19 protein-coding genes and 7 pseudogenes are annotated in these 25,088 nt (G+C 59.3%); 16 read left to right on the forward strand and 10 right to left on the reverse strand.

The window, feature by feature from the left end; genetic code table 11:
• Nucleotides 1–163 precede the first annotated feature (163 nt).
• The 8 genes and pseudogenes from QCE73_RS37775 to QCE73_RS37810 all read right to left on the reverse strand — a co-directional run.
• Nucleotides 164–799 (reverse strand): annotated as a pseudogene (locus QCE73_RS37775) (Mu transposase domain-containing protein); the annotation flags it as partial.
• A 266-nt stretch (nt 800–1,065) separates the two neighbouring features.
• Nucleotides 1,066–1,335: pseudogene (locus QCE73_RS37780) on the reverse strand (2Fe-2S iron-sulfur cluster-binding protein); the annotation flags it as partial.
• Between the two features lie 68 nt (nt 1,336–1,403).
• Entirely contained in the window at nt 1,404–2,012 is a 609-nt protein-coding gene (locus QCE73_RS37785) for a hemerythrin domain-containing protein (protein WP_035510331.1), read from the reverse strand.
• 24 nt (nt 2,013–2,036) lie between these two features.
• Nucleotides 2,037–2,354 carry a carboxymuconolactone decarboxylase family protein gene (locus tag QCE73_RS37790; protein ID WP_404989873.1) on the reverse strand — a complete coding sequence of 106 codons (318 nt, stop codon included), beginning with the start codon at nt 2,352–2,354 and terminating at the stop codon, nt 2,037–2,039.
• 156 nt (nt 2,355–2,510) lie between these two features.
• The gene (locus QCE73_RS37795; RefSeq protein ID WP_035510333.1) at nt 2,511–2,726 is read right to left on the reverse strand and encodes a heavy-metal-associated domain-containing protein; all 216 of its coding nucleotides are present in this window, start codon (nt 2,724–2,726) and stop codon (nt 2,511–2,513) included.
• A gap of 413 nt (nt 2,727–3,139) precedes the next feature.
• Nucleotides 3,140–3,422 (reverse strand): annotated as a pseudogene (locus tag QCE73_RS37800) (divalent metal cation transporter); the annotation flags it as partial.
• A gap of 569 nt (nt 3,423–3,991) precedes the next feature.
• Nucleotides 3,992–4,894: a cysteine synthase CysM gene (cysM, locus tag QCE73_RS37805; protein ID WP_035510364.1), complete on the reverse strand. Its 903-nt coding sequence runs from the start codon at nt 4,892–4,894 to the stop codon at nt 3,992–3,994.
• Between the two features lie 417 nt (nt 4,895–5,311).
• Nucleotides 5,312–5,479, reverse strand: a pseudogene (locus tag QCE73_RS37810) (DUF2934 domain-containing protein); the annotation flags it as partial.
• A gap of 377 nt (nt 5,480–5,856) precedes the next feature.
• On the opposite strand from QCE73_RS37810, the gene QCE73_RS37815 reads away from it, so the two are divergent.
• From QCE73_RS37815 to QCE73_RS37830, 4 genes and pseudogenes are all read left to right on the forward strand, one after another.
• Complete coding sequence (locus QCE73_RS37815; RefSeq protein ID WP_035510335.1) at nt 5,857–6,084, forward strand: DUF2945 domain-containing protein; 228 nt, start codon at nt 5,857–5,859, stop codon at nt 6,082–6,084.
• Nucleotides 6,081–6,620 carry a DUF488 family protein gene (locus tag QCE73_RS37820; protein WP_035510336.1) on the forward strand — a complete coding sequence of 180 codons (540 nt, stop codon included), beginning with the start codon at nt 6,081–6,083 and terminating at the stop codon, nt 6,618–6,620. The genes QCE73_RS37815 and QCE73_RS37820 overlap by 4 nt, the downstream gene beginning before the upstream one ends.
• 459 nt (nt 6,621–7,079) lie before the next feature.
• A pseudogene (locus QCE73_RS37825) lies at nt 7,080–7,384 on the forward strand (low affinity iron permease family protein); the annotation flags it as partial.
• Nucleotides 7,385–7,926: 542 nt separating this feature from the next.
• Nucleotides 7,927–8,502 (forward strand): annotated as a pseudogene (locus tag QCE73_RS37830) (sigma-70 family RNA polymerase sigma factor); the annotation flags it as partial.
• 504 nt (nt 8,503–9,006) lie between these two features.
• On the opposite strand, the gene QCE73_RS37835 reads toward QCE73_RS37830, so the two are convergent.
• Nucleotides 9,007–10,104 (reverse strand): LysR family transcriptional regulator, encoded by a 1,098-nt coding sequence (locus QCE73_RS37835; RefSeq protein ID WP_309885926.1) that lies wholly within the window; start codon nt 10,102–10,104, stop codon nt 9,007–9,009.
• Nucleotides 10,105–10,447: 343 nt separating this feature from the next.
• Here QCE73_RS37835 and QCE73_RS37840 point away from each other — a divergent pair, with 343 nt between their 5' ends.
• From QCE73_RS37840 to QCE73_RS37855, 4 genes and pseudogenes are all read left to right on the forward strand, one after another.
• The gene (locus QCE73_RS37840) at nt 10,448–11,059 is read left to right on the forward strand and encodes an ester cyclase (RefSeq protein ID WP_309885927.1); all 612 of its coding nucleotides are present in this window, start codon (nt 10,448–10,450) and stop codon (nt 11,057–11,059) included.
• Nucleotides 11,059–11,277 (forward strand): hypothetical protein, encoded by a 219-nt coding sequence (locus QCE73_RS37845; protein WP_035510340.1) that lies wholly within the window; start codon nt 11,059–11,061, stop codon nt 11,275–11,277. The genes QCE73_RS37840 and QCE73_RS37845 overlap by 1 nt, the downstream gene beginning before the upstream one ends.
• Nucleotides 11,278–11,423: 146 nt before the next feature.
• Nucleotides 11,424–13,010, forward strand: coding sequence for a cytochrome c oxidase subunit I (ctaD, locus tag QCE73_RS37850; RefSeq protein ID WP_035510342.1), 1,587 nt, complete (start codon nt 11,424–11,426; stop codon nt 13,008–13,010).
• A 57-nt stretch (nt 13,011–13,067) separates the two neighbouring features.
• Nucleotides 13,068–13,596: pseudogene (locus tag QCE73_RS37855) on the forward strand (redoxin domain-containing protein).
• A 1,847-nt stretch (nt 13,597–15,443) separates the two neighbouring features.
• On the opposite strand, the gene QCE73_RS37860 reads toward QCE73_RS37855, so the two are convergent.
• On the reverse strand, nt 15,444–15,767 hold the full coding sequence (locus tag QCE73_RS37860) for a DUF1840 domain-containing protein (protein WP_035510348.1): 324 nt from the start codon (nt 15,765–15,767) through the stop codon (nt 15,444–15,446).
• 159 nt (nt 15,768–15,926) lie between these two features.
• Here QCE73_RS37860 and QCE73_RS37865 point away from each other — a divergent pair, with 159 nt between their 5' ends.
• The 8 genes from QCE73_RS37865 (at nt 15,927) to QCE73_RS37900 (ending at nt 25,086) form a co-directional block, all read left to right on the forward strand.
• A complete protein-coding gene (locus QCE73_RS37865) occupies nt 15,927–16,112 on the forward strand; it encodes a hypothetical protein (RefSeq protein WP_014253187.1) in 186 nt (61 codons plus the stop codon).
• 791 nt (nt 16,113–16,903) lie between these two features.
• Nucleotides 16,904–17,329 (forward strand): MarR family winged helix-turn-helix transcriptional regulator, encoded by a 426-nt coding sequence (locus tag QCE73_RS37870; RefSeq protein ID WP_014253186.1) that lies wholly within the window; start codon nt 16,904–16,906, stop codon nt 17,327–17,329.
• 552 nt (nt 17,330–17,881) lie between these two features.
• A complete protein-coding gene (locus QCE73_RS37875) occupies nt 17,882–19,678 on the forward strand; it encodes a thiamine pyrophosphate-requiring protein (protein ID WP_014253185.1) in 1,797 nt (598 codons plus the stop codon).
• 17 nt (nt 19,679–19,695) lie between these two features.
• Nucleotides 19,696–20,802 (forward strand): enolase C-terminal domain-like protein, encoded by a 1,107-nt coding sequence (locus QCE73_RS37880; RefSeq protein WP_035510350.1) that lies wholly within the window; start codon nt 19,696–19,698, stop codon nt 20,800–20,802.
• 15 nt (nt 20,803–20,817) lie between these two features.
• Nucleotides 20,818–21,732: a hypothetical protein gene (locus QCE73_RS37885; protein WP_035510351.1), complete on the forward strand. Its 915-nt coding sequence runs from the start codon at nt 20,818–20,820 to the stop codon at nt 21,730–21,732.
• Nucleotides 21,729–22,397 carry a gluconate 2-dehydrogenase subunit 3 family protein gene (locus tag QCE73_RS37890; protein WP_035510352.1) on the forward strand — a complete coding sequence of 223 codons (669 nt, stop codon included), beginning with the start codon at nt 21,729–21,731 and terminating at the stop codon, nt 22,395–22,397. Before QCE73_RS37885 ends, QCE73_RS37890 begins: the two co-directional genes overlap by 4 nt.
• Nucleotides 22,387–24,030 (forward strand): GMC family oxidoreductase, encoded by a 1,644-nt coding sequence (locus QCE73_RS37895; protein ID WP_309885928.1) that lies wholly within the window; start codon nt 22,387–22,389, stop codon nt 24,028–24,030. The genes QCE73_RS37890 and QCE73_RS37895 overlap by 11 nt, the downstream gene beginning before the upstream one ends.
• Before the next feature lie 63 nt (nt 24,031–24,093).
• Nucleotides 24,094–25,086 carry an SDR family oxidoreductase gene (locus QCE73_RS37900; RefSeq protein WP_035510353.1) on the forward strand — a complete coding sequence of 331 codons (993 nt, stop codon included), beginning with the start codon at nt 24,094–24,096 and terminating at the stop codon, nt 25,084–25,086.
• Nucleotides 25,087–25,088 lie beyond the last annotated feature (2 nt).

Consider the following 25,088-nt stretch of genomic DNA (forward strand, 5'->3'; position numbering starts at 1 on the left):
CGTCCATCATCTCTACACCCGGCATCTGCCGAAACGCCGCGCCGGCGCCCAGGACGCCCCCGGAGGAGCTCACCCGATCCCGAAAACGGCTGATCACCACGCAGATACAGGGTGGGGAATTTTACTCCGACAGTTTTGGGGAAACTAAGTCCGACGTTGACAGGCAATCGGCGTGACGCGGCGCGAACTCCTCGCGTAGAGCCTTCAGATCAGGCAGCTTGCCGTCAACCAGCAACGCGTTGAGGTGCGCGGCCAACACGGCCTCGACGCCATCGAGCGCGGCGAGTTCAAGCAATCCAACGATGACTTTGCACGCCTCGCGTTGCGTCAGTCTCGCCTCCAGCTGTTCCCAGGTCCGGCGATAGGCCTCGCGCGGAAACAGCTCGTCTCGAAACGCAAGCCCCTTGAATGCCTGCGGCTTGCGTTTGAGGCTCTCAATGAAGTGTCGGTAATCAAGTGCGCGGCGGTTGTCGCCGGCACGCGAACCTCGCGAGGTGCTATGCACCGGCGCGCCTGACAGATAGCAGTCGAGCCGGTCACCATACACGCGCACCTTCAGACGATGACCGATCAGGCGCGACGGCGCGCTGTACAGAATGCCGCGTATGGTGAAGGTGCTGCAGCGTGTAACGCGCGCTTCTTCCTCGACGAAGTCGGTCGTGCGCCTTAACGGGAGATCCATGAGCTGTTCGCGCTCAAGGCGGAACGCCGCTGCGTTACGCCGGTTGCGACGCATGACGACCTCGCGCAGAAACTCATCATAGGCCGCACGATCAACGAAGTCCCGATGACCGCGCACGCTGCGGACACTGATGCCCGCCTTGGCGGCGGCGATCTCCTGCGAGTGATGTTTGCGTTTGGACATGTAGAGGCGAACCTGTTGGTCGGTAATGCGGGTTCCAGACATGTAGCTGATCGCTTTCTTGTTCGATCAGCCATCGTAGAACCCGGCCGACTCGGCGCCGCCGGTGATGCGTCATCTTCGGCGGCTACGCCGCCTTCGACTCCTCATCACCGGCCAAAACCTTCGCCGCTACACCGGCCAACATGATTGTCGCCCTCCAGCCGAAGGACAATCCGCAACGGCAGATCGTTCATGTTAATCTGGCATGCAAGACCGTTCCTGCCGTTGATGTTGATGGCGTCGGACCCACAGATGCCTTCGCGGCACGAGCGCCGTAGCGAAATCGATTCGTCGACCGACTTCAGCCTGACGAGGACGTCCAGCAGCATCCGGTCGCGCGGATCGACGTCAACCTCAAACGCCTGCATACGCGGCCTAGTATCCGTGTCCGGGTCATACCGGAAGATCTCGATCACGCGGCCATCACTCATCGTGCATCTCCACTTGTGTTCCGGATTCTGAGCGGATCGTGCAGCTCGTGGCATTTCGCTGTCACGGATCAATAAGGCAGCCGGCGAGCTGGCTGCTTTTCACTCTCATCGTCAATGCCCGCCGGAGCCGCACGCTCCGCTGCAATGACCCGATGGAGCTGGGCAAATCGCTCATCCACTGGGCCTTCGAACAGAGGGTCCGGTTGTCCGCCCGCATCAGCAAGCTCGATGGCATGCCAGTCGTCATCGTCGAGGTAGCGTATCGCGGCGGGAAACAGCGTCAGCTCTTCGACAGTCATGTTATGCCGCAGTCGCTCCGCGTAGAGACGGACGTGGATTTCGACCAGTTCCTGGGACATGTTTTCTTCACGGGCCGCCGCTTCCAGATCCTGGAGCAGTTCGTGACCCTGCGAAATCAGTGTGACGTGTTGCGCCTCGATTTCCCGCACAAGCTCGCCGGACAAGGCGTTCTTGCTCCGCAGTTTCTCCACGATGCGATCTTCGATCGCATGATGGGCCACATCGGGAAAGCGTGTCAGGTAGTAAAGCGCATCCACCAGCAGCGCGATGTTCGGTGCTCCCGGATCGCTGCGCAGCGACGGCTCGTCGTTGAGCAGCTGCACCAATCGTCCCAGTCTGCCGTGTTCGGCCTGCAGGCGCTCAATGACCGTGGACATGGGGCGCCTCGTCTTGGTTTTGGTTCATACCCATATTCGCCGCGTTCGTGTCGAGTGCCAGCGCCGAATGTGCATACGCCGCGCCAGCACGCATCTCGGCCGCGACCCAGATCGCCTAATCTCCTCTCCGGTCGCGCCGCTTTTCAGAGCGGCCGCCGTGTGGCGTATGCAATAAGAGCACTGGATCACGTGGGCGACGGCCACGGCGATCAGCTGTTTCGTCTTCGCTGGCAGCCCACCATCGGCAAAGACGCTGTCGCTGAATGCCTTGAACGCGGCGAGTGGTCCGGACGCCAGTTGCCTGCGCCTTGCTGCGATTGCGGGGTCTGACCGCGAATACATTTCTTGTTAATGGCCTGGCTCCCAATGCTGATCAATGACGGCGCCACAACGGGGACGCATGACTCGCCCCTTGCCCAAACGCAGGTGACGCTCGAAACTTGGTGGCGGCCGTCGGGCGATGCGCCCGCGCTCATCTGACACCCTCAGGACTTCGCATCAACCCTTGCTGATCTTCGCCTTGTAGCCTGCGTCCTCGAACGCAACCAAGAATTCCTCGGCCATCATCCAGGAGTCGACCTTGACGTTTCTGGCATCAACGTCGACATCGACTTTCGCGTCAGGGTCGACCGCGCTGATGGCCCGGGCGAGGGTCTGTGCGTCCCAATCACCCGTCATCTTCTCCACCTCGAATTCAATATGTTCGAATTCCATGCGCGGCTCCGTATCTTCAGGCTATCAACCCACAAACGTTATTCCACCAGCGGGGGCATCTCGGAAACGTGCCGCACGGGGTACTGTCAATTCGTGATGAACTCATCCAAGGTCGTCAGAGACGTACGACGCTCAATTCTCTTGTGCATCTTGGACGGTCGGTAAATCAATTGAATTTAAACTATGTCACAACGTGATCTATAGTGGAATGGACCGGAGCACCAGAAAAGTGCGCAGTTCAATGTCCGGCAGTGCCCGCGCACCCTCACATCAGTGCACTGCACGTAAAGCCGAACGGAGGGCATCCAGCATGACAACGAGATACAAGGCTGGCGATCACGTGATCAGGGCGTTGTCCTGGAGCGCCGTCATCAATGGCGTTACATCGGTGCCGATCATGGTGCCACGATGCTCGGGTCGATCGACGTGAAATCGAGCGCGAGGCCCACGACCGTCGCGAGCAAGATAACCCCGTAGAACGGTTTATCCAGTTGCGGTTCGAGCGCGAGGCTGTTTTTCCACCCGAGGGTGCCGGCCATCGCATAGGGGCCGAGGCGGCCAGCGCGAGCAGCCCCGTGCCGATGATGCCGAGGCTGAAGAGCAGAGCGCGAGCTCGCCGGCGATCGGTTTCAGCACGGAGGCACCCTGCGCCGAAGTCTGGATGTCGGTGATGTGGTGGGCATGCAGCGTGATCGCAGGGCCCGGCAAATCCGAGCCGCAGCGGCATGGAAACATCGATCGGGATAGCGCTTTCCAATCTCATTGCGTTTTTCATCACGCTGACTACCTTGTGGAGGATTTCTCGTCGGCGCCTGCTGTGCTTTCTTCCATAGGACGCGTCAACAACTGGTGCGCCCCCTCGGCTCTTCGAGGGCTTCTTGCAGAGTGCGGCGCCGGAACGAAGGCATCACGCTGCTGCAATATCTGCTCCTTGTGCATATTCGCGGGCACCCCGGCCTCAATTTGCGGCGACCGCGAAACACGGCGGCTCGTTGACAGCAACGCCTCAGAGAAAGGATTCTAATGTCTGATGTCCGGGAAAAGGTCGCGCGCGTCTGCTACCGTCGGCCGAAGCGAATGAGGACTCCTCTAACCTGTCGCGATCGCGGCGACCGGTCACTTTTCTCCCGTTCCGCACGAGGATCGCGTCGGACGAAGGGATCTTTTAGGCGTCTTAGGAGTGTGGCGCGGTCGGCCATGACCGTGTCTCACGGGCGGCTAAGGCGGAGTCTCCGTTTAGCGATTCGACAATTCAACCAATCGACTCAAGCCGGGAACGCTCCCGTAGAAAGGTAGCGATCGCCCCGATCGCACACGATGAACGCAATCGTCGAGTTTTCCACCTCGTGAGCAATCCGCAGCGCGACCGCGCACGCGCCGCCGGCTGAAATTCCACAGAAGACGCCTTCAATCGCGGCAAGTCGGCGGGCGGTCGCTTCCGCGTCCGATTGGCTGACACGCTCAGTTCGGTCGATCCGATGTGCTTCGAAGAAGGCGGGAAGATACTGCTCGGGCCATCTTCGTATGCCCGGAATACGCGCCCCGTCTTCTGGCTGCACGCCGACTATTTGCACATCGGCGCTTCGCTCTTTTAGATATCGGCTGACACCCATGATCGTTCCAGTCGTTCCCATCGCCGAAACAAAATGAGTGACGGTCCCCGTTGTGCCGGTCCATATTTCGGGACCGGTCGTTTGATAGTGAGCGAGAGGATTGTCTGGGTTCGAAAACTGGTCCAGTACAACCCCACGCCCTTCACGCGCCATCTCCTTCGCTGCGTCACGAGCGAACTCCATACCGCCCTGGGCCGGAGTTAAGATAAGTTCAGCTCCGTACGCCCGCATACTCTGGCGGCGTTCGAGCGAAACGTCCTCCGGCATGACGAGCATCATTCTGTAGCCGCGGCAGGCAGCCGTCATCGCGAGTGCGATGCCCGTGTTGCCGCTTGTAGCCTCAATTAACACATCACCGCGGCATATCTGTCCGCGGCTTTCAGCTCCTGTGATCATCGACAGCGCAGCGCGATCCTTCACCGAACCCGCTGGGTTGTGGCCCTCAAGCTTGCCCAAGATGACGTTGTTGCGCTCCCGAACTGACTCATCGAGAATCCGTACGAGTCGGACTAAGGTGGTCTTCCCTATGTTCTCGGTGATTATCGGATAGATCATGTGCGGTAGGCTCAAGCAATCGGCGGCACGGTTTCCGCGAACGCACGTGTCCCATTCAGAATCATTTGCCATGCGCGCGACTGTAGGAACGGACGCCGCATTTTGATCCACTGTCGGGTGCACGCAGGTCAACCGACAGCTGAGTGGTCGTCGTTAGACGGCCGTCGCGCCTCTGCGCACCCGACGGGCCGGAACCTGTTGGGCCATCTCAGTCATAATGTATCACACTGTGATATAGAACTAATGAGTTTTGCGTTCCTGTTTTCAGCCGAATGCTAGACGAGCCAACGACTGGGGTGGCTACCGTCGCGGATCGGATCGACGAGGAGCGTGTTGTTGAGCGCATCGTTTCGGATGCCAAAGATGACCACCGGTGCTGAGCACATCTTCAGTCGGATCAGCCGCACCCTTCGGTTATTATCGGCGAGCCTCGATCAACCCCCGGATCGAACGTTCTGTCCACATTCGGCTCGGTCGAACCGTCACGCTCAAATCCATTTGGCGGCACACCGGACAGCGGGATTTCGCGAGTTCCCAGAACTCTTCGGCGCGACCTTCGGCGCCTTGGCGCTCCCACAATTCGTAGGCACGGCGACATGAGGTCCGGCTCGCTTACTTCCTCGGAGTCAATGAACGACGAGCGAGTAGCAGCCTGTTGGTGTCGACTAAAATGTAGCCCTCACGACTGTTCAACGTGTTCGCGTTCCCTCATCACATGACGAATGCTGCCAGACGTCCCGGCTGACGTCTTCGGACCCGATTTCTTCGGACCAAGGGCATGCCGAGGTAACACCGAAATGTATCTGCTTGTGATCTGTGAGGAGATCGACCAGACGTCGTGCAACGGTCTGCCCGTCCTCGCGCACAGGCGGACGCAGTGGTACATTCGTCGTCGCTGAGCCTCGTGAAACTAAGCAAGGAACGTCGAACCCGTTTCCTGTAAATGCTGGAGGGATCATCAAATGGTGAAAGTATTCAAGGTTGGCGACCACGTGTGTTGGAATTCCGAGGCAGGTCGTGTCGCGGGGACGATTATCGCGGTCCATACCGCTGACTTCGATTACAAGGGGCATGTGCATCACGCATCCAAAGATGATCCCCAGCACGAAATCCGCAACGACCGGACGGGCCACGTCGCCGCACACAGGGGCGATGTCCTTGAACTGGCACCCCGAAAAGGCCACCGGTGATGCTGCCATTCTGCACCATCGGCCATTCGAACCGCACCCTTGCAGAATTTGTGGGGTTGTTGCGCGATGCCGATATATGCACGCTCGTGGACGTCAGGAAAATTCCGAGATCTAGGTCCAATCCGCAGTTTAACGAGGACGCGTTCCCCAATTCGCTGGCGGCTATCGACATCACCTACGAGCACGTCGCCGCACTCGGAGGCCTGCGAGGAAAAACACCCAGTCTGCCTCGAGACATTAACGGCTTTTGGAAGAATGAGAGTTTCCACAATTACGCCGACTATGCGCTTTCAGACGCTTTCCGTGCTGGCCTGGACCATTTGCTCGACGTGGGGCGAAAACGACGCTGCGTGATAATGTGTTCGGAGGCAGTATGGTGGCGGTGTCACCGCCGCATCATTGCTGACTACCTTATAGCGTCTGGGAAAGCCGTTTTCCATATCATGGGTCAGGGACGTCTGGATTCTGCTCAGCTTACTCCCGGCGCGGTGATCCGGCGCGACGCAACCGTCACCTATCCCGAAGCGGAGTTCTGAACAGCAGACAAGGCTCGATCCTTTCGCCACCGTCGCGGGCGGATTTGAGCACCTGAGTGCAGTCGTGTGCCTATCGCGCATGAACGCTCCTCGCAGAGACGCGCATTGCGACTGCACCTGTGCCATCAGCGAAATCCGGCCGATCAAGCGAAGGGCACGGTTCCGAGCGCCGTTGCAACTTAGTCCTCCAACCGACAGTCTGAGAGGACCGGTCCAATCCTCGTACAGCGAACACCCATATGGCCATCGCGGGATGGCCAAGGTCGCAGCACAGCGTTATGGAGTGCTCTCAGCACCGCGTCCGCGTTCCGACCGCCGATTTCCGCCGGTCCTCTCGGCATCCCGCTCCTGCGCACGCCGGTCCTCCTTGCCGACCGATTGCGCCCTCATGCCCGTGAAAGGAAGCGACTCCGCCGTCTATATCGTGCGATATATTGACCCGGACTACCGGAGATCATGATGAGCAGCAAGTGGTTCTCGAAATTGGCGAGCTACCTTTCCTCGATGACCGGTAGACCCGCCACCTTTGTGATGGCCGTCGCCCTCATGATCGTTTAGGTAATCGCCGGCCTGTACTGTCACTATAGCGACACCTGGCAACTCAACATGTCGACGACGGTCGTCACGTTCCTGATGGGCTTCCTGATCCAGACACGGGGAACCGCGACACGGCGGCGACACAGATCAAGCTCGATGAGCTGATCCGCACGATGGAACGTGCGCATAACGTTTTGCTCGATCTCGAAGAGCTTGAGGAGGAAAACGACTTGAGCGCCGCTTCCATGCCGTCGAGCGGACTGCACCCGTTACATCTGCAGCCTTGTTCGAATCGCCCAGATTTCCCCGGAGCTTCAGCGGAGGCTTCTGGCCGGTTAGCCTCCCCTTATTCCACGGCGCCCGACGAAGAAACGCACTCCGAAAATTTTTTGAGTTAGCTATTTGCTTTCCCGTCGACCTTTCTCGCCCGGAACGGTCGAACACCTGCGTTCTGCCCGGGGATGCTGTTTCATCAAACCCGAGCAATTTAGTGCTTGAGCGTGAGATGGTGATACATTGCCCGGATTGTGGAAAGTCGTTTTACTGCGAAATTCCCGCAATGCAGCATGAATGTCCCGTGAGTGGCTCGCCGAACGCAGAACGACTGCCTTCAACGATAATTCTTGAAGGTGTATCAAAGGACACTGAGACGCGTGCGCGGCCGGACAATGAAGCCTGAAAACCAATCTCTCTCGTTACAAGCGATTCAACTGAAATTCGCCGTCTGCGGAACCAAGGGGCGGTAACTTGGCCTTCGCCTTAAGCACGTCAGCGAGGTCCTCGAGGCCTGACGAAGGCGGTCGATAAATCCGAGTATCGACTTGGGCGGAAGTTCTCGACTTACGCGACATGGTGGGTGCGTCAGACTGTGACGCGTGCGATCGCGGATCAAGGACTCACCATCCGCGTGCCGGTGCACATAATCGAGACGATCACCAAGCTCAACCGGATTTCGCGCGAAGTCCTTCAGCGGACTAGACAGGAAGCGCATACTTCTGTGCTGGCCAAGCGCCTGGAGATGCCGGAAGAAAAGCTCCGCGGCATCCTGAAGATCGCGAAGCAGCCGGTGTCGCTAGAGACGCCGGTGGGCGAAGAGGCCGATCCAACGCTTGGCGACATGATTGAAGATCCGAGTGCGGCCTCTCTTGCGGACGCCGCCGTGCACGCGAACCTGCGGGCCGCGATCGCCGAGGTGCTCATTACTCTGTCGCGGCGTGAGGCGAAGGTGCTGCGCATGTGCTTTGGGATCGATACTGCGCCGGACTGTACGTTCAAGGGACTAGGCAAACAGTTCGACGTGACGCGCGAGCGGATCCGCCAGATTGAACGCAAGACCATGCGATAACTGATGCATCCGAGCCGCGCCGACAAGCTCAGGGACTATCTCGACCGCTGAGCCAGGGTTCGCGCATCGGCGAGTGGTATCGAATGGCGAGGCGCGCTCGCCTGCAACCGCGCCACAAACTATGGATATCTGACGAGCCGAAATCGGCCTTCCCGACTAATTTTGCAAGTCCCCGATCAGCCGAGTCGTAATGTTACTTCGCAAAACGACCAACTTCACTCCGAAGGACGATAACCCAGGCCCCCGGCATCACACAACCGGTGCGAAGTTGTTCCTTAAGTCAGATCGAGGCTTCAGTGACGCGGTTGGTCTCACGCACGAGCGCCTTTTTTAGGATCGAAGGAGGCAATGATGAACGAAAGCTGGGTAAGCGTGGTGATCGGTTTGGCAGTGCTGCCGTTCGCGACCATCTTACCAGTGCAGCATCGGCGCGCGCAGCTGCTGCGGAAGTTGGACCACACGTACCGCTGGCGGTTACCCTTGAAGTGATATAAGCAGAGGACCCTACCCGTTGGTCCTTCGTTCATGCGCCCGCCTTTCTTTTTCCGCACTCGGCCGCGTTCCTGGACGCGCTTCGAGCGAAGGCGGGCTGTAAACGCCTGCGACGGTGCGAAGACCGTGACGCACCCGTTCGATCAGATGCTCCTCGCGACGCATGCGATAGACGGTATAGACCGACCACGAGAATTCCGGTGCGTTGGCCACTCGTCGCAGCGTTCCGTTCTCCAGGAATGGTTGAGTGATCCCGATCCGGAAATAGCCGGACCCGCCAACGGTCAGCAGATAAGTCAACGCGAGCGGACCGAGCGAAATGGAAACTGGCGGGCTGCTGAGTGCTGGAAATGCGGCTTGATGGTTGGCCGCGAAGCTGGGGCCCCAATCGACGTAAATGTATTGCTCCGGGTGCATCAGCCCGTTGGCCTCACTCGTGACCATTACGAGCTTTTCTTCGACGAGCAGTTCGGATACAAGGTCCACACGCTGCGGCGGATTGTATAGCACAGCCAGGTCGAGGGATCCGCCGTGGACACGATCAAGCAGGCTCAGCGGGCTGTCGACCTCCGCGCGCAGCGCGACCTCGGGACACTCGCGATGCATCCAGATCAGCCAGTCCGCCATCAGAGGATGCCACAGACTAAGTTCAGCGCCCAGACTTACGCCTTCGTCACGTCCGGGCGGAAGCGCCACGTGCTGCCGAGCTTGTTCCCAGACCTGAACCAGAGTTGTCGCGTGACGCACGAACCGTTCTCCCGCAGCGGTCAGACGGGCCCCTGCCTTGTTACGAACGAAAAGACGCCGTCCGAGCTGCTCCTCCAGCGTTCTGATGCGAGCGCTGACGGCCGTCTGAGTCAGGTGCATACGTTGCGCTGCCAGCACGAAACTGCCGCTCGTCGACACCTCAAGGAAGGTCCGTGCCAAGGTGATATCCATTGTTTTATTATCAAAATGTTTGCTTGAATTTTCAATAATAATGCATTTGTGTGGTGCCAACGTCGGTGCGAAAATGAATTGCGGTGGAAGCAGTCGTGGCAGTTTTGAGTCGGCGCCAGAAACTAGGGCTCGCATCGTCTGCATGAAGGAGAGCGTGATATGCCGATTCACCTTAACTTGTCGTCCGATACTAATCGGATCGTGAATACACCGCATCGGCTGGCGATTCGATCGGCGGTGCAACCGCGCCTCGAGGCACGACAAGACCGCCATCCTTCACATCGTTGGCCGCAGAGCGGGGGCCGCAACGCCACCGCCCTGCAAGCAATCGGCAGCGCCTGATACACAGAAATCGGACTTCAATCTGTCACGTTGCACTCAATCTATTCGGAGACTCACATGGACTTCCTTCCAATCGCGGCGTTTGCTCTGGGTCTGCTCGGAATGGGCGTCGCCGTTACGTATGGCATAGCCCGCTTCATACCATTGGCCATATTCGTGACGGCGCAGGACCATGGCAGATTTGCGGGTCTGGGGCAGCGTGAAGCGACTGGCCGCCGCATTCGAATTTGCGCGCCTCGTCGCGCGCGTCGGGTTGCAACTCGATCCTCTGCCTGAGCAGGTCGACACTCGAGGGCTCACACACGGAGGCATCATCATGGATCACGACGAGATATCGCGCGAATCTGCACATAGGGTGCTCGAACGCTTCTATCGAGCCGTCGCTAGTCAGGATATCGCCCTTCTGCGCACGATCGTGACAGATGACTGGCAGTACATTCCCGGGTCGTGCGGTCCGCATTCTGCGAGGGGTCCCGAGGCCATGGTAGGCGCCTTTACCGAGTTCTCTTCTTCACTATCGGACATTGATATACGCATTGTCGACGTTCTTATCCACGGCAACCGAGTGGGCGTGCGAGCGCGCATTACCGGTAAGCAGTCCGGCTCCCTGATCGGCATTTCCGCGACATCGAAGCCGGTTGAATTCGCCATTCATTCGTTTCACGAGATTGAAGGCGGTCGCATCGCCAAGACGTGGCATCTGGAGGACTGGCTGGGCGCGTTCCGCCAGGTCGGCGGGTTATCGCAGACGTTCGATGACCCGGAAAGGACGCTTTCGCGTTAGTGTCCGTCCATTTTTCGGACATTGAATTTATCCCCGAATTCGCCGCGCTTATGCTGATCGAGCAAGTCCCAGACTACACGAACCTGAGCACAGCAGATCTGGACGCGCTGCTCAGTCGGCAGCTGATCACGCGCGAGACGCTCGCTCCAGGATCTCAGCGAATTCGTCTGACTCGCGACGGCCAGATGATTCTCCACACGCTGGCGCGCATCTCCTGACGGTAACGACGCGCGGCATCGTCGTCGTGAAATCGATTCTTATCGACGATCGAAGGCGCAACACGATACGACTCGCTGACGCTGTACCTTTCGTCGACGGAAAGGCGACCGAGTCGATCCTTTCGAATAGCCGGAGCGTTCTCAAGATGAGCACGAGCATTCCGATTCCGCACGATCCTGCGCATGAACGCCCGCGGGGGTGGCGCCGCTGGTTGTTGGCGACCAATCACAAGGACATCGGCACGCTGTACATGCTTTTCGCGTTTGCGATGTTCCTCTCGGGTGGGGTGATGGCGCTCATGTTACGTGCCGAGTTGTTTGAGCCAGGTTTGCAGATCATGCGGCCTGAGTTTTTCAACCAGTTATCCTCGCTCCACGGTCTCGTCATGATTTTCGGGGCGATCATGCCGGCATTCGTCGGCTTTGCAAACTGGATGATTCCGCTGCAGATTGGCGCGAGCGACATGGCCTTCGCTCGCATGAATAACTTCAGCTTCTGGCTGCTGCCTCCCGCGGCCATCCTGTTGCTCGGCTCGTTCTTTGTCAAGGGAGGTGCCCAAGCCGCGGGCTGGACGATGTATGCGCCGCTCTCGCTTCAGATGGGCCCTGGAATGGACATGACCATCTTCGCGGTGCATATGATGGGCGCGTCTTCGATCATGGGCGGCATCAATATCATCGTGACCATTCTGAACATGCGCGCGCCCGGCATGACCATGATGAAGTTGCCGATGTTCGTGTGGACCTGGCTCATCACCGCGTACCTGCTCATCGCAGTGATGCCGGTACTCGCGGGCGCCATCACGATGTTGCTCTTTGACCGCCATTTCGGAACCTCGTTCTTCAACGCGAGCGGGGGCGGTGACCCGGTCATGTATCAGCACATCTTCTGGTTCTTCGGGCACCCAGAAGTCTACATCATGATCCTGCCGGCGTTCGGAATCATTTCGCAAGTGATCCCTGCATTTTCGCGAAAGCCGCTCTTCGGCTATAGCTCAATGGTGTACGCGACCGCATCGATTGCGATTCTCTCGTTCATGGTGTGGGCACACCACATGTTCGCGACCGGTATGCCAGTTACCGGTCAACTGTTCTTCATGTACGCCTCGATGCTGATTTCCGTGCCCACCGGCGTCAAAGTCTTCAACTGGACCGCTACGATGTGGCGCGGTTCGCTGACATTTGAAACCCCAATGCTGTTCGCGATCGGTTTCATTTTTGTATTTACGATGGGCGGCTTCAGTGGGCTGATTCTGGCGCTTGCTCCGCTCGACATCGCGCTACATGGCACTTACTATGTCGTCGCTCACTTCCACTACGTACTCGTCGCCGGATCGTTATTCGCGATGTATGCGGGCTGGTATTACTGGTCTCCCAAATGGACCGGCCGGATGTACAACGAGTTGCGTGGGCGGATTCACTTCTGGGGCACGATGTTGACGTTCAATATCACCTTCTTCCCGATGCACTTTTTGGGGCTCGCAGGCATGCCGCGTCGTTATGCCGATTACCCCGCGCAGTTCACAGACTTCAACCAGATTGCCACCATCGGTGCATTCGGATTCGGGCTGATGCAGGTCTATTTTCTTTTCTGCGTAGCGCTGCCTGTCTACCGAGGCGCTGGCTTGGATCTGGCGGGCGACAAGCCGTGGGACGGAGCCGAGGGACTCGAGTGGACGGTTCCGAGTCCGGCGCCATTCCATACGTTCGAAACGCCACCGTACGTGGAATGAAGGATCGTGAGCGTTCCAGACCGACGATTTGCTTCGAATGAAAACAGGAGTGACTTTATGAAGACTGTTGGCGATAAACTCGAAGCATTCACCGTCACCGCGGCAAAGCTGGGTTCCAACCATATCGCAGAAGATGGCCAGTTCGCTTTCGAGGAAATCACTCACCGGTCCTTCTCCGGCAAGTGGAAGAAAAATCTATTTCTATCCGAAGGGCTTTACGTTCATCTGCCGTACGGAGATCGTCGAGTTCGCGAAGCCGGCGAAGGACTTTGAGGACCGCGACGCGGTTCTGCTCGGCGGCAGCGTTGATAACGAGTTCGTCAAGGTGGCTTAGCGCCGCGCGCACAAGGTCCTGAACAAGCTGAACCACTATGCGTTCGGCGACGTCAGGGGCGAACTGAACGGTCAGCTCGGCGTGGCGCTGCGCGCGACCTTCATCGTCGATCCCGATAACGTGATTCAGCACGTATCGGTTAATAACCTTAACGTGGGCCGTAGCCCCGAGGAAGTCCTGCGTATTCTCAACGGTTTGCAAACGGACGAACTGTGCCCGTGCGACCGTGCACTTGGTGGCACGACGCTGTAAGCGCAGGCATGTCTCGATGACGGAATCGTGCGATCGCGCCGAGCGCACGTTCGGCCTCCTGTCTGTGCAAGGGCTGCGTCGCGGCGACATCGCAGCGGGGCGCATGAACGAAAAACTTCGAGGCCCGCGCCGGCACGGCCTGATTGCGCAAGTCACTAAGTCCCACCGCTATCACTCTCACGGACCCTTTGGTTGCAAACGGCCTTGTTCTGTACAGGCGCCACTCGCGCATCTTGCGAGCCAACCTCGCGCTCGTCATCCTCAATCCCCGCCGCCTCGCCAGCGTCTATGCATCCAACCATTCCGCACTGCCGAGCAGGCCGTCAACACCTCTTACGGTCAAATCAAAATCGTAGCGCAAAAAACCTGACTCGACTGCGACAACCTCCATGCAGTCAAGGGCTCTGTAATGCAGGACGCCCTCGGTCTGCCAAGCTTCACGTTGCGATGGTTCAAAGATTCAGACCGTGACGAGTCAAACGCAACTCTGTCTAAGAGCATCAAGCTCGCCAACTTGATCGGGGCCTCGTCAGCATCTTCCATCAGGGACAGTCCGCCAGCGCTCGGCACCGAAGTCCGGATGCGTGGCTGAAACCTATCTTGCCATCGATCATGAATGCCCTTGCAATCGATGGAAGCATCCTTGTGTTTCCGCGCGACATCGCGTTGGACAGCGCGATTGAGAATGTCTGAACTGCGTAATTGGGGCGCCGTGTCATTGCGCCTGCTGGTGGCCGGAACTGAACCCGTGGACACCGCGATGGCGATACGCCGGAGCAGGCCTTGCCTCGATCGAGCGCTCCCATCAAGTATCACGTCTCCTGCCGCAGGCGCGCGAGGTGACTAAAACACCGCTCTGGCTGCCGCAGAGCCGACGGAGCTCCATGCGCAGTGGCAGAGTAATAGCATTCGATGATATCGAGCTAGCGAATTATAGTCCGCATGTCCGCAGGGCCGAATGCCGTTACTGCATCATTCGGAACGGCGGTTTTGGCGCGGGTGCGCCGTTGATGCTAGCGAGTGCCCAATTCACAGCGAATAACTTAGCCGCCTCCAGGGACGCGAAGCGTCCAATCGACTCATGAACCTGTTGCGTTCCATCGGTTTCACGAATCACTACGCTTGAGCTAAATACACCGTTACTTTGTGTGATTATTGGTCTAATAATAAATCCATTGTGATATATTTCCATTTTCGACGCTCATCTCCCAAGTCAGGTAATTCTTTCATTTTCCATGTATTTGTCGAATAGGACGAACGTTTCAAACGAAGAAAGGTAATCGAGCAATCCAGTGAATTTTAAAAACACGCGTCACTGGGACAGCTAATCGGCGGATCCTTAAAACACGCCTGCCACCCCTTCCCCATTTAGGCACGCGCTCTGGTATTCAAAGAGCTTCTCGGCGACGCTGATGCGCTTGAGCGCGAAAACGCTGCGGCCGTGACAGGCGAGTACCGTCTATGCCCTCCGCGACGTCCATGAAATGAATCGCAAGATCGCATCGTCGAAGTGCTGGGCGAAGCACGGCCAGCGCATCATGATCCGGTCCAAATCAGGCCGACGAAACGAACGCCCAACAGCAAACCGCGCTGATCGATAATGCCCGAATCACGAAGCTCTCGCCATACAGACGTGCTTGCTTGCGCAAGCTGCCCGACCGCCGGCAAAGATCCTCGCGATGCGCAGAAATTAACCCTCTCTGCCGCGCGCGCGTCATATACGAACAGGTGCACGAGTCTCCGCTTGACGGAGACAGCTCGGAGCGAGTCGACCGCTCAAGCGGTCACCTGCCCTTCCAAAGCACACTCTCTGACCTGTGAAGCCGATCGCATCTTCTCGAACGTGGCTACAGTCCCCACAAAATGTCTTCGTCTTGTCGCTGGGCCTGCCGCAACATATCGAGGAATGGAAGTGCACGCTGGCGCAGGCCCGTAGTGGTACGCGGCGGACTGTCTGCAGTCGCCATATGAAAATTCGCGCCGTGTTCTTCAGCGGTCTTCGCGTCATCGTCGAGGGTAGCTTCAAGGCGGGCGATCGCTACAGGCATTTCGTCGTGCACGATGACCCCCCTTTCGCCGAGCCGTTTGCCGATCGCGCCGAGAAGGTAACCCGCCAGGTCGCGCAACATGACGACATCAGGCGCTGCTTTTGATTGAAATGTGACAAGCATGATTGTCCTCCCTGTGGTGCTCTCTTCCGCACGAATCGTCGCTCGGCACTGTGGCCGAGCTTTCCCGCAACTGATTCTGAAATGACAACTTCCGTTCCACTTGAATATATCACGTTGTGATGTATAGTGAGCACTAGCGATGAAAACAGGAGGTGCACGATGCTGATCAATAGCAACTTTGAGATCGGTTTTCTCCTCGTTGTGTTTTCGTTGCTGGGCATCGTTCTGATTGGCTCAATGTTCGCTGCGCTGCATCTTGAACGATGGCACCCCAGATTGGTAGGCGCGACGGTCGGCGCCCTTGTCGGCTTGGCCGTTATCGAGGCCACGACAATGATCACCTGACCTCGCAAGTAGCGGCCGCGTCGAAATTCAGGTGGCCTTGTCGGTCCGTGTGGCGGCATGACCGTCATTCGTCTCCGCATGGTTTTGCCGCCAGCGCAGGGGATTGATTTTAATCACCTCCCGGGCTGAGTTCACGATGCCTAAGCGCGCAGTGGAAAGCTGAGACACCTTCGTGCTGTGCTTTCCAACGACCCTCTCAAGCGGCAATACCGAGAGTCGGAATTCGATTGGCCACAAGTCCGGATGGGAACAACCGCGGGCGTGTGCGCTGCGGTAGGTTGCTTCAAATCAATCGCGGTTCTCAAGTCACGGATGAGCAATAGCAGCTAAGCAGCTAAGGCGCGCGTTGCCGTCAGCACTCAAGCAAGCATTCACGTCTTCGCGAAGAGGGCGGCGAGCGGTTCTCATTTTTCACGCAAGCACACATTGCAGGTGGCTACCTGCGGCAAAGGCTTGAAATGCTATGACGACGTGGCGACGAGTCGCACTATGATTGACGGTGCTCTCGCCGCTCCCATCGGTGCGGTCGACCGCTTTGGTTAGCAACGACATTGCCTTTACTAGTCGGCCGAACGACGACGACCTTGTCCGATTAGCAGAGGAAATCGTTCGTGTCAACGAGTGTTAGGCTGGCGTCCTACGAAGACATTTCCTCTTTGCCAATATGAAAAGACGCGGGGTATCGTTCATGGAGTGCCCCAGGTCCGGCGAGGGGCGGGGCGCGGGCGAGTCGCGACAGACAAACGCAACTCTGTGTATACGTGCATTTTGTAGACTTTTGAGGCGTCGGAATGAGAGAGCTTGCACGTGGAGCGAATCATAAACTCACGAAGAACGACTTCGAGCAGCTGTCCGAGTTTCGTTTTCAAATGCGGCGGTTCGAACGGTTTTCAGAGAACGCCGCGCACGAGGAAGGCATCACGCCGCTGCAATATCTTCTGCTTCTGCACATTCGCGGATTCCCCGATCGCGACTGGGCGAGCGTTGGCGAACTGGCAGAGCGGCTGCAAGCACAGCATCACGGCGTCGTCGCGCTGGTATCGCGCTGCGAGACGCTCGGATTCGTCAGGCGGCAGGTTAGCGAAACGGATCGCCGACAGGTTGAAGTGCACCTTGAGAAACCTGGCAACGAGATCCTCGACAAGCTCGCGCAGATGCATCGTACGGAACTGCAGCTACTTCAAGGTGCGTTCCAAGTGCCGCAAATCAAATACTAAGCGACAAACCTACCATTCGACGCAGCGAGTTGCTCAAAGGGACTCGCGCGACCAAGCGGTCCTAGGCACGCTGATCGTCAAGCCGTAAGTCGGGCGTCATCGCAGTCTGAATTACGGTCGGCGTGCTGACGCTTCCGCCCACCCGTGACCGATACGCGCTTCCTGATGATTACACGCGTTACATCATAATGTGATATTTCTTCAAAATTTTGAAAAAAGGCTCGAATACGTCGTGGACCTCGCCCGTTCCAATGCTCCCGCTTGGCACGGAAGGAGGAATACAAAAAGAATTTCATTTTGATTTAGGTCAGCTTTCTTTTTTCTGTTTCGTCCTCCTCTGGGCTTGCACTACGCCGAACGATAGTGTGGAGACGCCAGCCCACCCGCCGGCTTCAATGCCCGTTCGCGGTTTGCTGCGTGCACATGTGCGAAAGAGGCACGCACTTTGCGCTCTATCGCTGTATTCATTTCAACGCGCAGCGAACAATTTGCCGTCAAGGTGCTGCTTACACTCGCCTTACCCACACTATGCGCGTTTTTGGAGGCCCCCTCATGTCTGCAACTGTCGGTGACTTTCTAATTGATCGCCTGCACGCCTGGGGCGTGCGGCGCATTTACGGCTACCCGGGCGACGGCATCAATGGGGTGTTTGGCGCGTTGAATCGGGCAAAGGGAAAGATCGAGTTCATTCAGGTCCGCCATGAGGAGATGGCCGCGTTCATGGCCTCCGCCCATGCGAAATTCACGGGCGAACTCGGCGTGTGCATCGCGACATCGGGACCTGGCGCATCGCATCTTCTGACCGGCCTCTACGATGCACGCATGGATCATATGCCGGTGCTCGCGATCACGGGCCAACAGGCGCGCGCGGCACTCGGCGGCCACTATCAGCAGGAGCTCGATCTCCCCTCGATGTTCAAGGATGTCGCTGGCGCCTTCGTGCAGCAAGCCAGTGTGCCCTCACAGATCCGGCACTTGGTGGATCGCGCCGTGCGCATCGCGCTGTCCGAACGCACGGTCACCGCGCTGATACTCCCGAACGATCTTCAGGACCTCGAATATGAGCCACCCGGGCGCAAGCACGGCACGCTGCATTCAGGCGTCGGCTATCGCTGGCCCAAGATTGTGCCCTATCCCGACGATCTGCAGCGCGCAGCCGATGTGCTCAACGCCGGCAACAAGGTCGCGATTCTCGTCGGCGCAGGCGCGCTCGAAGCGACGGACGAAGTGATGGCGGTCGCCGATAAGCTCGGTGCCGGGGTGGCGAAAGCACTACTCGGCAAGGCTGCGCTACCCGACGATTTGCCTTACGTCACGGGTTCCATCGGTCTGCTGGGCACCGAGCCAAGTTATAAGCTAATGACCGAGTGCGACACGCTTCTCATGATCGGCTCGGGCTTTCCGTATTCCGAGTTCCTTCCGAAAGAAGGCGCCGCGCGCGGCGTGCAGATCGACATCAAGGCCGACATGCTCTCGATTCGCTATCCGATGGAGGTCAATCTCGTCGGCGATAGCGCTGAAACCTTGCGTGCACTGTTGCCCCTCCTGCAAGCGCAAACGAATCACGCATGGCGCAAGGATATCGAAGGCTGGCTCGGCGACTGGTGGAAGACGCTCGAGAAACGCGCGCTTGAGCCCGCGAAAGTTGGCGTGAATCCACAGCGCACGGTATGGGAGCTCTCGCCACGCGTACCTGCGAACGCCATCGTAACCAGCGACTCGGGTTCATGTGCAAACTGGTATGCACGGGACCTGAAAGTGAGGCGCGGCATGATGTGCTCGCTCTCGGGTGGGCTCGCGTCGATGGGCGCGGCCGTGCCCTATGCAATCGCAGCGAAGTTCGCCCATCCCGAGCGGCCGGTGATCGCGCTCGTCGGCGATGGCGCGATGCAAATGAACAACATGGCCGAGCTCATCACCGTGGCGAAGTACTGGAAGCAATGGTCCAGTCCGCATTGGATCTGCATGGTACTGAACAACCAGGATCTGAATCAGGTCACTTGGGAACAGCGCGTGATGGAGGGCGATCCGAAGTTCGAGGCGTCGCAGGATATTCCGTCCGTGCCGTATCACAAGTTCGCGGAACTGATCGGCTTAAAGGGCTTGTACGTCGACGATGCCGAACGCATGGCGGCCGTGTGGGACGAAGCGTTCGCGTCGGATCGCCCTGTGGTGATCGAAGTGAAAGCCGACCCGAACGTGCCACCGCTGCCACCGCACATTACGCTGCATCAGGCAAAGGCGTTCGCGACGACACTCATGAAGGGCGATCCGAATCAGGGCAATGTGATTGTCGAAACCGCGCGCCAAGTGCTCGGTGCGGTCTTACCCGGCCACAAGAGCACCTAACGGACGAGTGACGCGCCATGATCTTGACTAGACGGGATGCCGCGATCGAAGCAATTCGTGCGCGCGCCTACTCGATCCCCACCGACAAGCCGGAGGCTGATGGCACGTTCGCGTGGAATGCGACGACACTTGTAATCGTCGAAGTTGTGGCGGCGGGCAAGACGGGCATCGGTTACACATACAACGATGCGAGTGTCGCAAAGCTGATCGAAGCGACGCTCGCGCCCCTGCTCATCGGCGGCGACGCATGGAACATCAATGCGCTGTGGTTGCGCATGCAGCAGCAGGTGCGCAATATCGGCCGCTCCGGCATTGCGGCGACGGCGATCTCAGCGCTCGACTGCGCGCTATGGGACGTGAAAGCTCGTCTGCTTGATGTTCCGCTCGCGCGATTGCTCGGGGTGATGCGGGAGCGCGTGCCGCTCTACGGCAGCGGCGGTTTCACCACGTATAGCGACGACGAAATGCGCGAGCAGCTTTCGCGTTGGGTCTTCGAAGCCGGATGTCGATGGGTCAAGATCAAGATCGGCAGCGAGCCTGCGCGTGATCCACATCGCGTGCGTGTGGCGCGTAAGGCTATCGGCGACGGTGCGGGCTTGTTTGTCGATGCGAACGGCGCGCTTGATTGCAAACCGGCGCTCGACTATGCGTATCGATTTTCCGAAGAAAACGTCGCATGGTTTGAAGAGCCCGTTTCCTCGGACGATGTTGTGGGACTCTCCTCACTGCGCGACGCACTGCCCGCGCACATGGAACTGGCTGCTGGCGAGTACGGCTACACCCAGGACGACTTTCGCACCTTGCTCGCACGTAACGCCGTAGACGTGCTCCAAGCCGATGTCACACGCTGCGGCGGCATTACCGGCTTCATGCGCGTCGCGGCGATGTGCGATGCGTTTCATCGCCCCCTATCCGCGCATTGCGCTCCATCGATGCATCTGCACGTCGCGTGTGCTGCGCCTCGCTTGCGCCACCAGGAATGGTTCCACGATCACGTCCGCATCGAGCAGATGCTGTTCGATGGCGCGCCACGCGCAGTGGACGGCGCGATCGCACCAGACCTGTCGCGACCCGGCTGCGGGCTGGATTTCAAACATGCGGACGCCCAGCGCTATGCCATCTAAGGACAGAGCATAACAATGAACAAGACAACGACTGTCGGCATCGCCGTGGCATGCGGGCTCGCCGCACTGATCGGGACCAGCAAGCGCGCTGATCGTCGTACGCCTGCGCAAACACGAACGCAAACGCATATCGATACCGCGTGCACGTTCAACCACAGTTCCGCGCTGCTCGCCCTCTCCGTGCTCGCGGACAGCGCGATGGAGCACTATCGCGGCTCCTTTGACAACCCGGCGATGTACACGCCGCTCGTTGTCTCGACACTGTCTCTGCTCGCCGGCCTGCATGGTGGGCACGATCATGAGCCTCAGCGTCATCCAGTGCGCAATTCGGTGTATGTCGGCGCGGTGCTCGCCGGGCTCGCAGGAACCGGCTTTCATGTGTACAACATCACCAAGCGTCCCGGCCGATGGAGTTGGCACAACCTCTTCTATGCTGCACCAATCGGCGCACCGATGGCACTGCTGCTCTCCGGCGCGCTGGGGGCGGTCGCCGAACGCCTTCGCGATGAACCTCAGCACGAGCCGCGCCTCTTCGGCATGCCAGCAGGACAGGCGCTGGCGCTGGTAACAAGCGCGGGCCTGGTCGGCACGCTGGGCGAAGTCGCGCTGCTGCATTTTCGCGGCGCATTTCAAAACCCGGCGATGTACGCGCCTATTGTGATCCCGCCCGTCGCTGCGGCGCTGCTTGTGAACACCGCGATTGCCGCGCCCCGCCCGCGCTGGTTCACGCGGCTCTGGCTGCGCATGACCGCGGCGCTCGGCATTATCGGTGTTGGATTTCATGCGCGAGGCATCGCCCGCAATCAGGGCGGATGGCGCAACTGGAGCCAGAATTTGTTCAATGGACCTCCACTGCCTGCGCCGCCGAGCTTTTCGGCGCTCGCGCTGGCGGGACTTGCTGCGCAGCGCCTGCGGGAGACCGAGCGATGAATCTTCCTCGCTATCCCGAGTACAACGTGCTGGACAAACGCGACACGCCCTCGTGGGACGACGTCACGCGCGCGGTCATCGACGCGCGGCTCGCAACGCCGAGAGAGCCGCGCTTCTTCGATGCCGTGCAGTTGAACGCAGTGCGCGCGCTCTGCGCGTGCATTGTGCCGCAATGCAAAGGCAGCGACCCAAGAAGCGATTTCGATCGCGAGCCCGTGCCTTTGGCCGCGTTGCTTGACGCGAAGCTCGACAAAGGCGGCGGTGATGGCTATCGCAATGCACGCCTTCCGTCGATGCGCGACGCATGGCGCATCGGCCTCGCGGCGCTCGACGCCGAAAGCCGAGCGCGTCATGAATTGCCCTTCGCTCGCATCGACGAGGATGCGCGAAAGTCGTTATTGAGCGACATGCAGCACGGCAAGCTCAGCCACGGCGCATGGCAAGGCATGTCGTGTGAGCTTTTCTTTCAGCAACGCGTGCTCCACGATATTTGCGGCGCCTACTACTCGCATCCGCACGCGTGGAGCGAGATCGGCTTCGGCGGCCCCGCGAATCCGCGCGGCTATGTGCGCATGTACTTCGATCGGCGCGATCCGTGGGAAGCAACGGAGGCTGAACCCGGAAAGGAAGAACAGGCGCGCAAGGAGAATCGCCGTGTCCGATGATGCCCAGGAGGTGCCGCGCGGCAAGCATGGGCGCGCGCCGGATGTCTTTCGCAAAGGCGCCTGGCTGCCGATGCGCCAATATGATCCGGACGAAGCGGTCGACTTTGCGATTGTCGGCACGGGCGCGGGCGGCGGCACGCTCGCGTGCCGTCTCGCGGAAAAGGGCTTCAAGGCGGTCGGCTTCGATGCGGGCGCGTGGTGGCGGCCGCTCGAAGAGTTCGCCTCGGACGAAACGCACCAATCCAAACTCTTTTGGACCGACGAGCGCATCTGTGATGGTGAAGATCCCCTCCAACTTGGGACCAACAATAGCGGCAAAGCCGTGGGCGGAAGCACCGTGCACTTCGCGATGGTCTCGCTGCGCTTTCGGCCTGAATGGTTCAAGTCGAAAAGCGTGCTCGGCTACGGCGCGGACTGGCCGCTCGACTGGCGCGACATGTGGCGCTACTACGGCGAAGTCGAGCAGGCGCTGAAAATTGCTGGGCCCGTCACCTATCCGTGGGGACCGAAACGGCCACGCTATCCGTACCGGCCGCACGAGCTGAACGCAGCGGCACTCGTACTCGCGCGCGGCTGCGAGGCGCTTGGCATCGATTGGACGGAGACGCCGCTCGCGACCGTCTCCGCGCCGCGCGGAGAATCGCATCCGTGCGTGTATCGGGGCTTTTGCGTGTCGGGCTGCGCCACCAACGCCAAGCAGAGCGCCCTTGTCACGTGGATACCGCGCGCCGTTCGCGCGGGTGCCGAGATTCGCGATCTCGCGATGGTCGGTCGCATCGTCATGGGCGACGATGGCCGCGCGAGGGGCGTCGAATACTTCCGCGAAGGACGCTGGCAGTTTCAGCGCGCGCGCCATGTCGTGGTCGCGGGTTACGCGATCGAAACGCCGCGTCTGTTGCTGCTGTCCGCGACCGACCGCTATCCCGATGGCCTCGCCAATAGCTCGGGGCTCGTCGGAAAGAATCTGATGGTGCAGACCAATCAGGCCGTGTGGGGCACGATGGACGAAGAGATCCGCTGGTACAAGGGGCCGCCGTCGCTCTCTCTGACCGAGCACTGGAATTACGAGGACAAGGGCAAGGATTTCTTCGGCGGCTATTGCTACATGAGTCAGGGACCGCTACCGGTGGCGTGGTCCGCCACTCAGAACGGACGCGGGCTGTGGGGACAGGCCTTGCTCGACGAGATGCAGAAGTACAACCATCAGGCGGGCTTGAAGATCGTCGGCGAAACCATGCCGCAGGAACGCAATCGCGTGACACTTGCCGATGAGAAGGATCAATACGGCTTGCCGATCGCGCGCGTGACGTACTCACTGTGCGATAACGACAAGCGGCTCATCGCCCATTCGCTCGATTTCATGAGCCAGGCGCTCCAAGCCGCGGGCGGGCGCGATGTCTGGCGCGAAACCGACGACACCTGCCATCTAAATGGCACCGCGCGCATGGGTGATGACCGCGCGACGAGCGTCGTGAATGCGGACTGCCGCAGCTGGGACATCGACAACTTGTGGATCTGCGATGGCTCCGTGTTTCCGACGGTGGGTGGCGTCAATCCGTCGCTGACGATTCAGGCAATCGCGCTACGAACAGCAGACCGAATTGAAGCATTAGCTGCCCGCGGAGAACTATAGCGCGAGTCGCGTCCGTCTCACGATCCGTCGAAAGAAGCATCAAGATAAGGATAGGGTGTGGGTATGAATAAGCCGCAAATTGTGGTCATCACGGGCGCCACTGCCGGTGTGGGGCGTGCTACGGCGCTTGAATTCGCCCATCGTGGCGCCGACGTTGCACTCATCGGCCGCGACGAACACGCGCTTGAAGAGACGGCGGCCGACGTGCGGGCGCTGGGCGTGCGGGCTCTCACCCTCCCTCTCGATGTCAGCGCGACAGGGGCACTTGACGATGCGGCGGCGCAGGTCGAAGCTAAGCTTGGGCCCATTGATGTCTGGGTGAACAACGCGATGGTGACGGCCTTCGCGCCTTTCGCCGAGATGTCCGAAGCGGACTTCAAACGGATTACCGACGTCACGTACCTCGGCTTCGTGTGGGGCACCATGGCTGCGCTCAAGCGCATGGCGCCGCGCGATCGGGGGGTGATTGTGCAGGTCGGATCAGCGTTGGCGTATCGCTCGATCCCGCTGCAATCCGCCTACTGCGGCGCAAAGCACGCAATTCACGGCTTCACCGATTCGCTGCGATGCGAACTGCTTCATGCGAAGAGCCGCATTCATTTGACGATGGTCCAAATGCCCGCCTTGAATACGCCGCAATTCGATTGGGCCAAATGTGAGCTGCCGCATGCCCCGCGTCCGGTTGCGCCGATCTACGACCCTGAGGTCGCAGCGCGTGCCATTTACTGGTCGGCCACGCACCGACGGCGTGAACTCTGGGTGGGCGCACCATCAATCAAGGCGATCGTCGCAAATATGTTGTTTCCAGGGTTGCTCGATCGGTATCTGGGGCGCACGGGCTACGACGCGCAGCAGGATCCATCGATCGATTCGAACGGAAGGCCCAACAATCTGTGGGAACCGGTGAGCGCGCTGCACCGCGTACGAGGTCGCTTTGGGCAACAATCACAGCACGTGAGCCCGATGCTTTGGGCCGACACTCATCGTGGCCTGCTCGTCAGCGGGGCGCTCGCGCTTGCCGCGTGTCTGGCATGCGCCGCGAGGCGCCGGAGCTAGTC

Origin of the sequence: Caballeronia sp. LZ029, from assembly GCF_031451275.1 — a bacterium.
Lineage (GTDB): Bacteria > Pseudomonadota > Gammaproteobacteria > Burkholderiales > Burkholderiaceae > Caballeronia > Caballeronia jiangsuensis.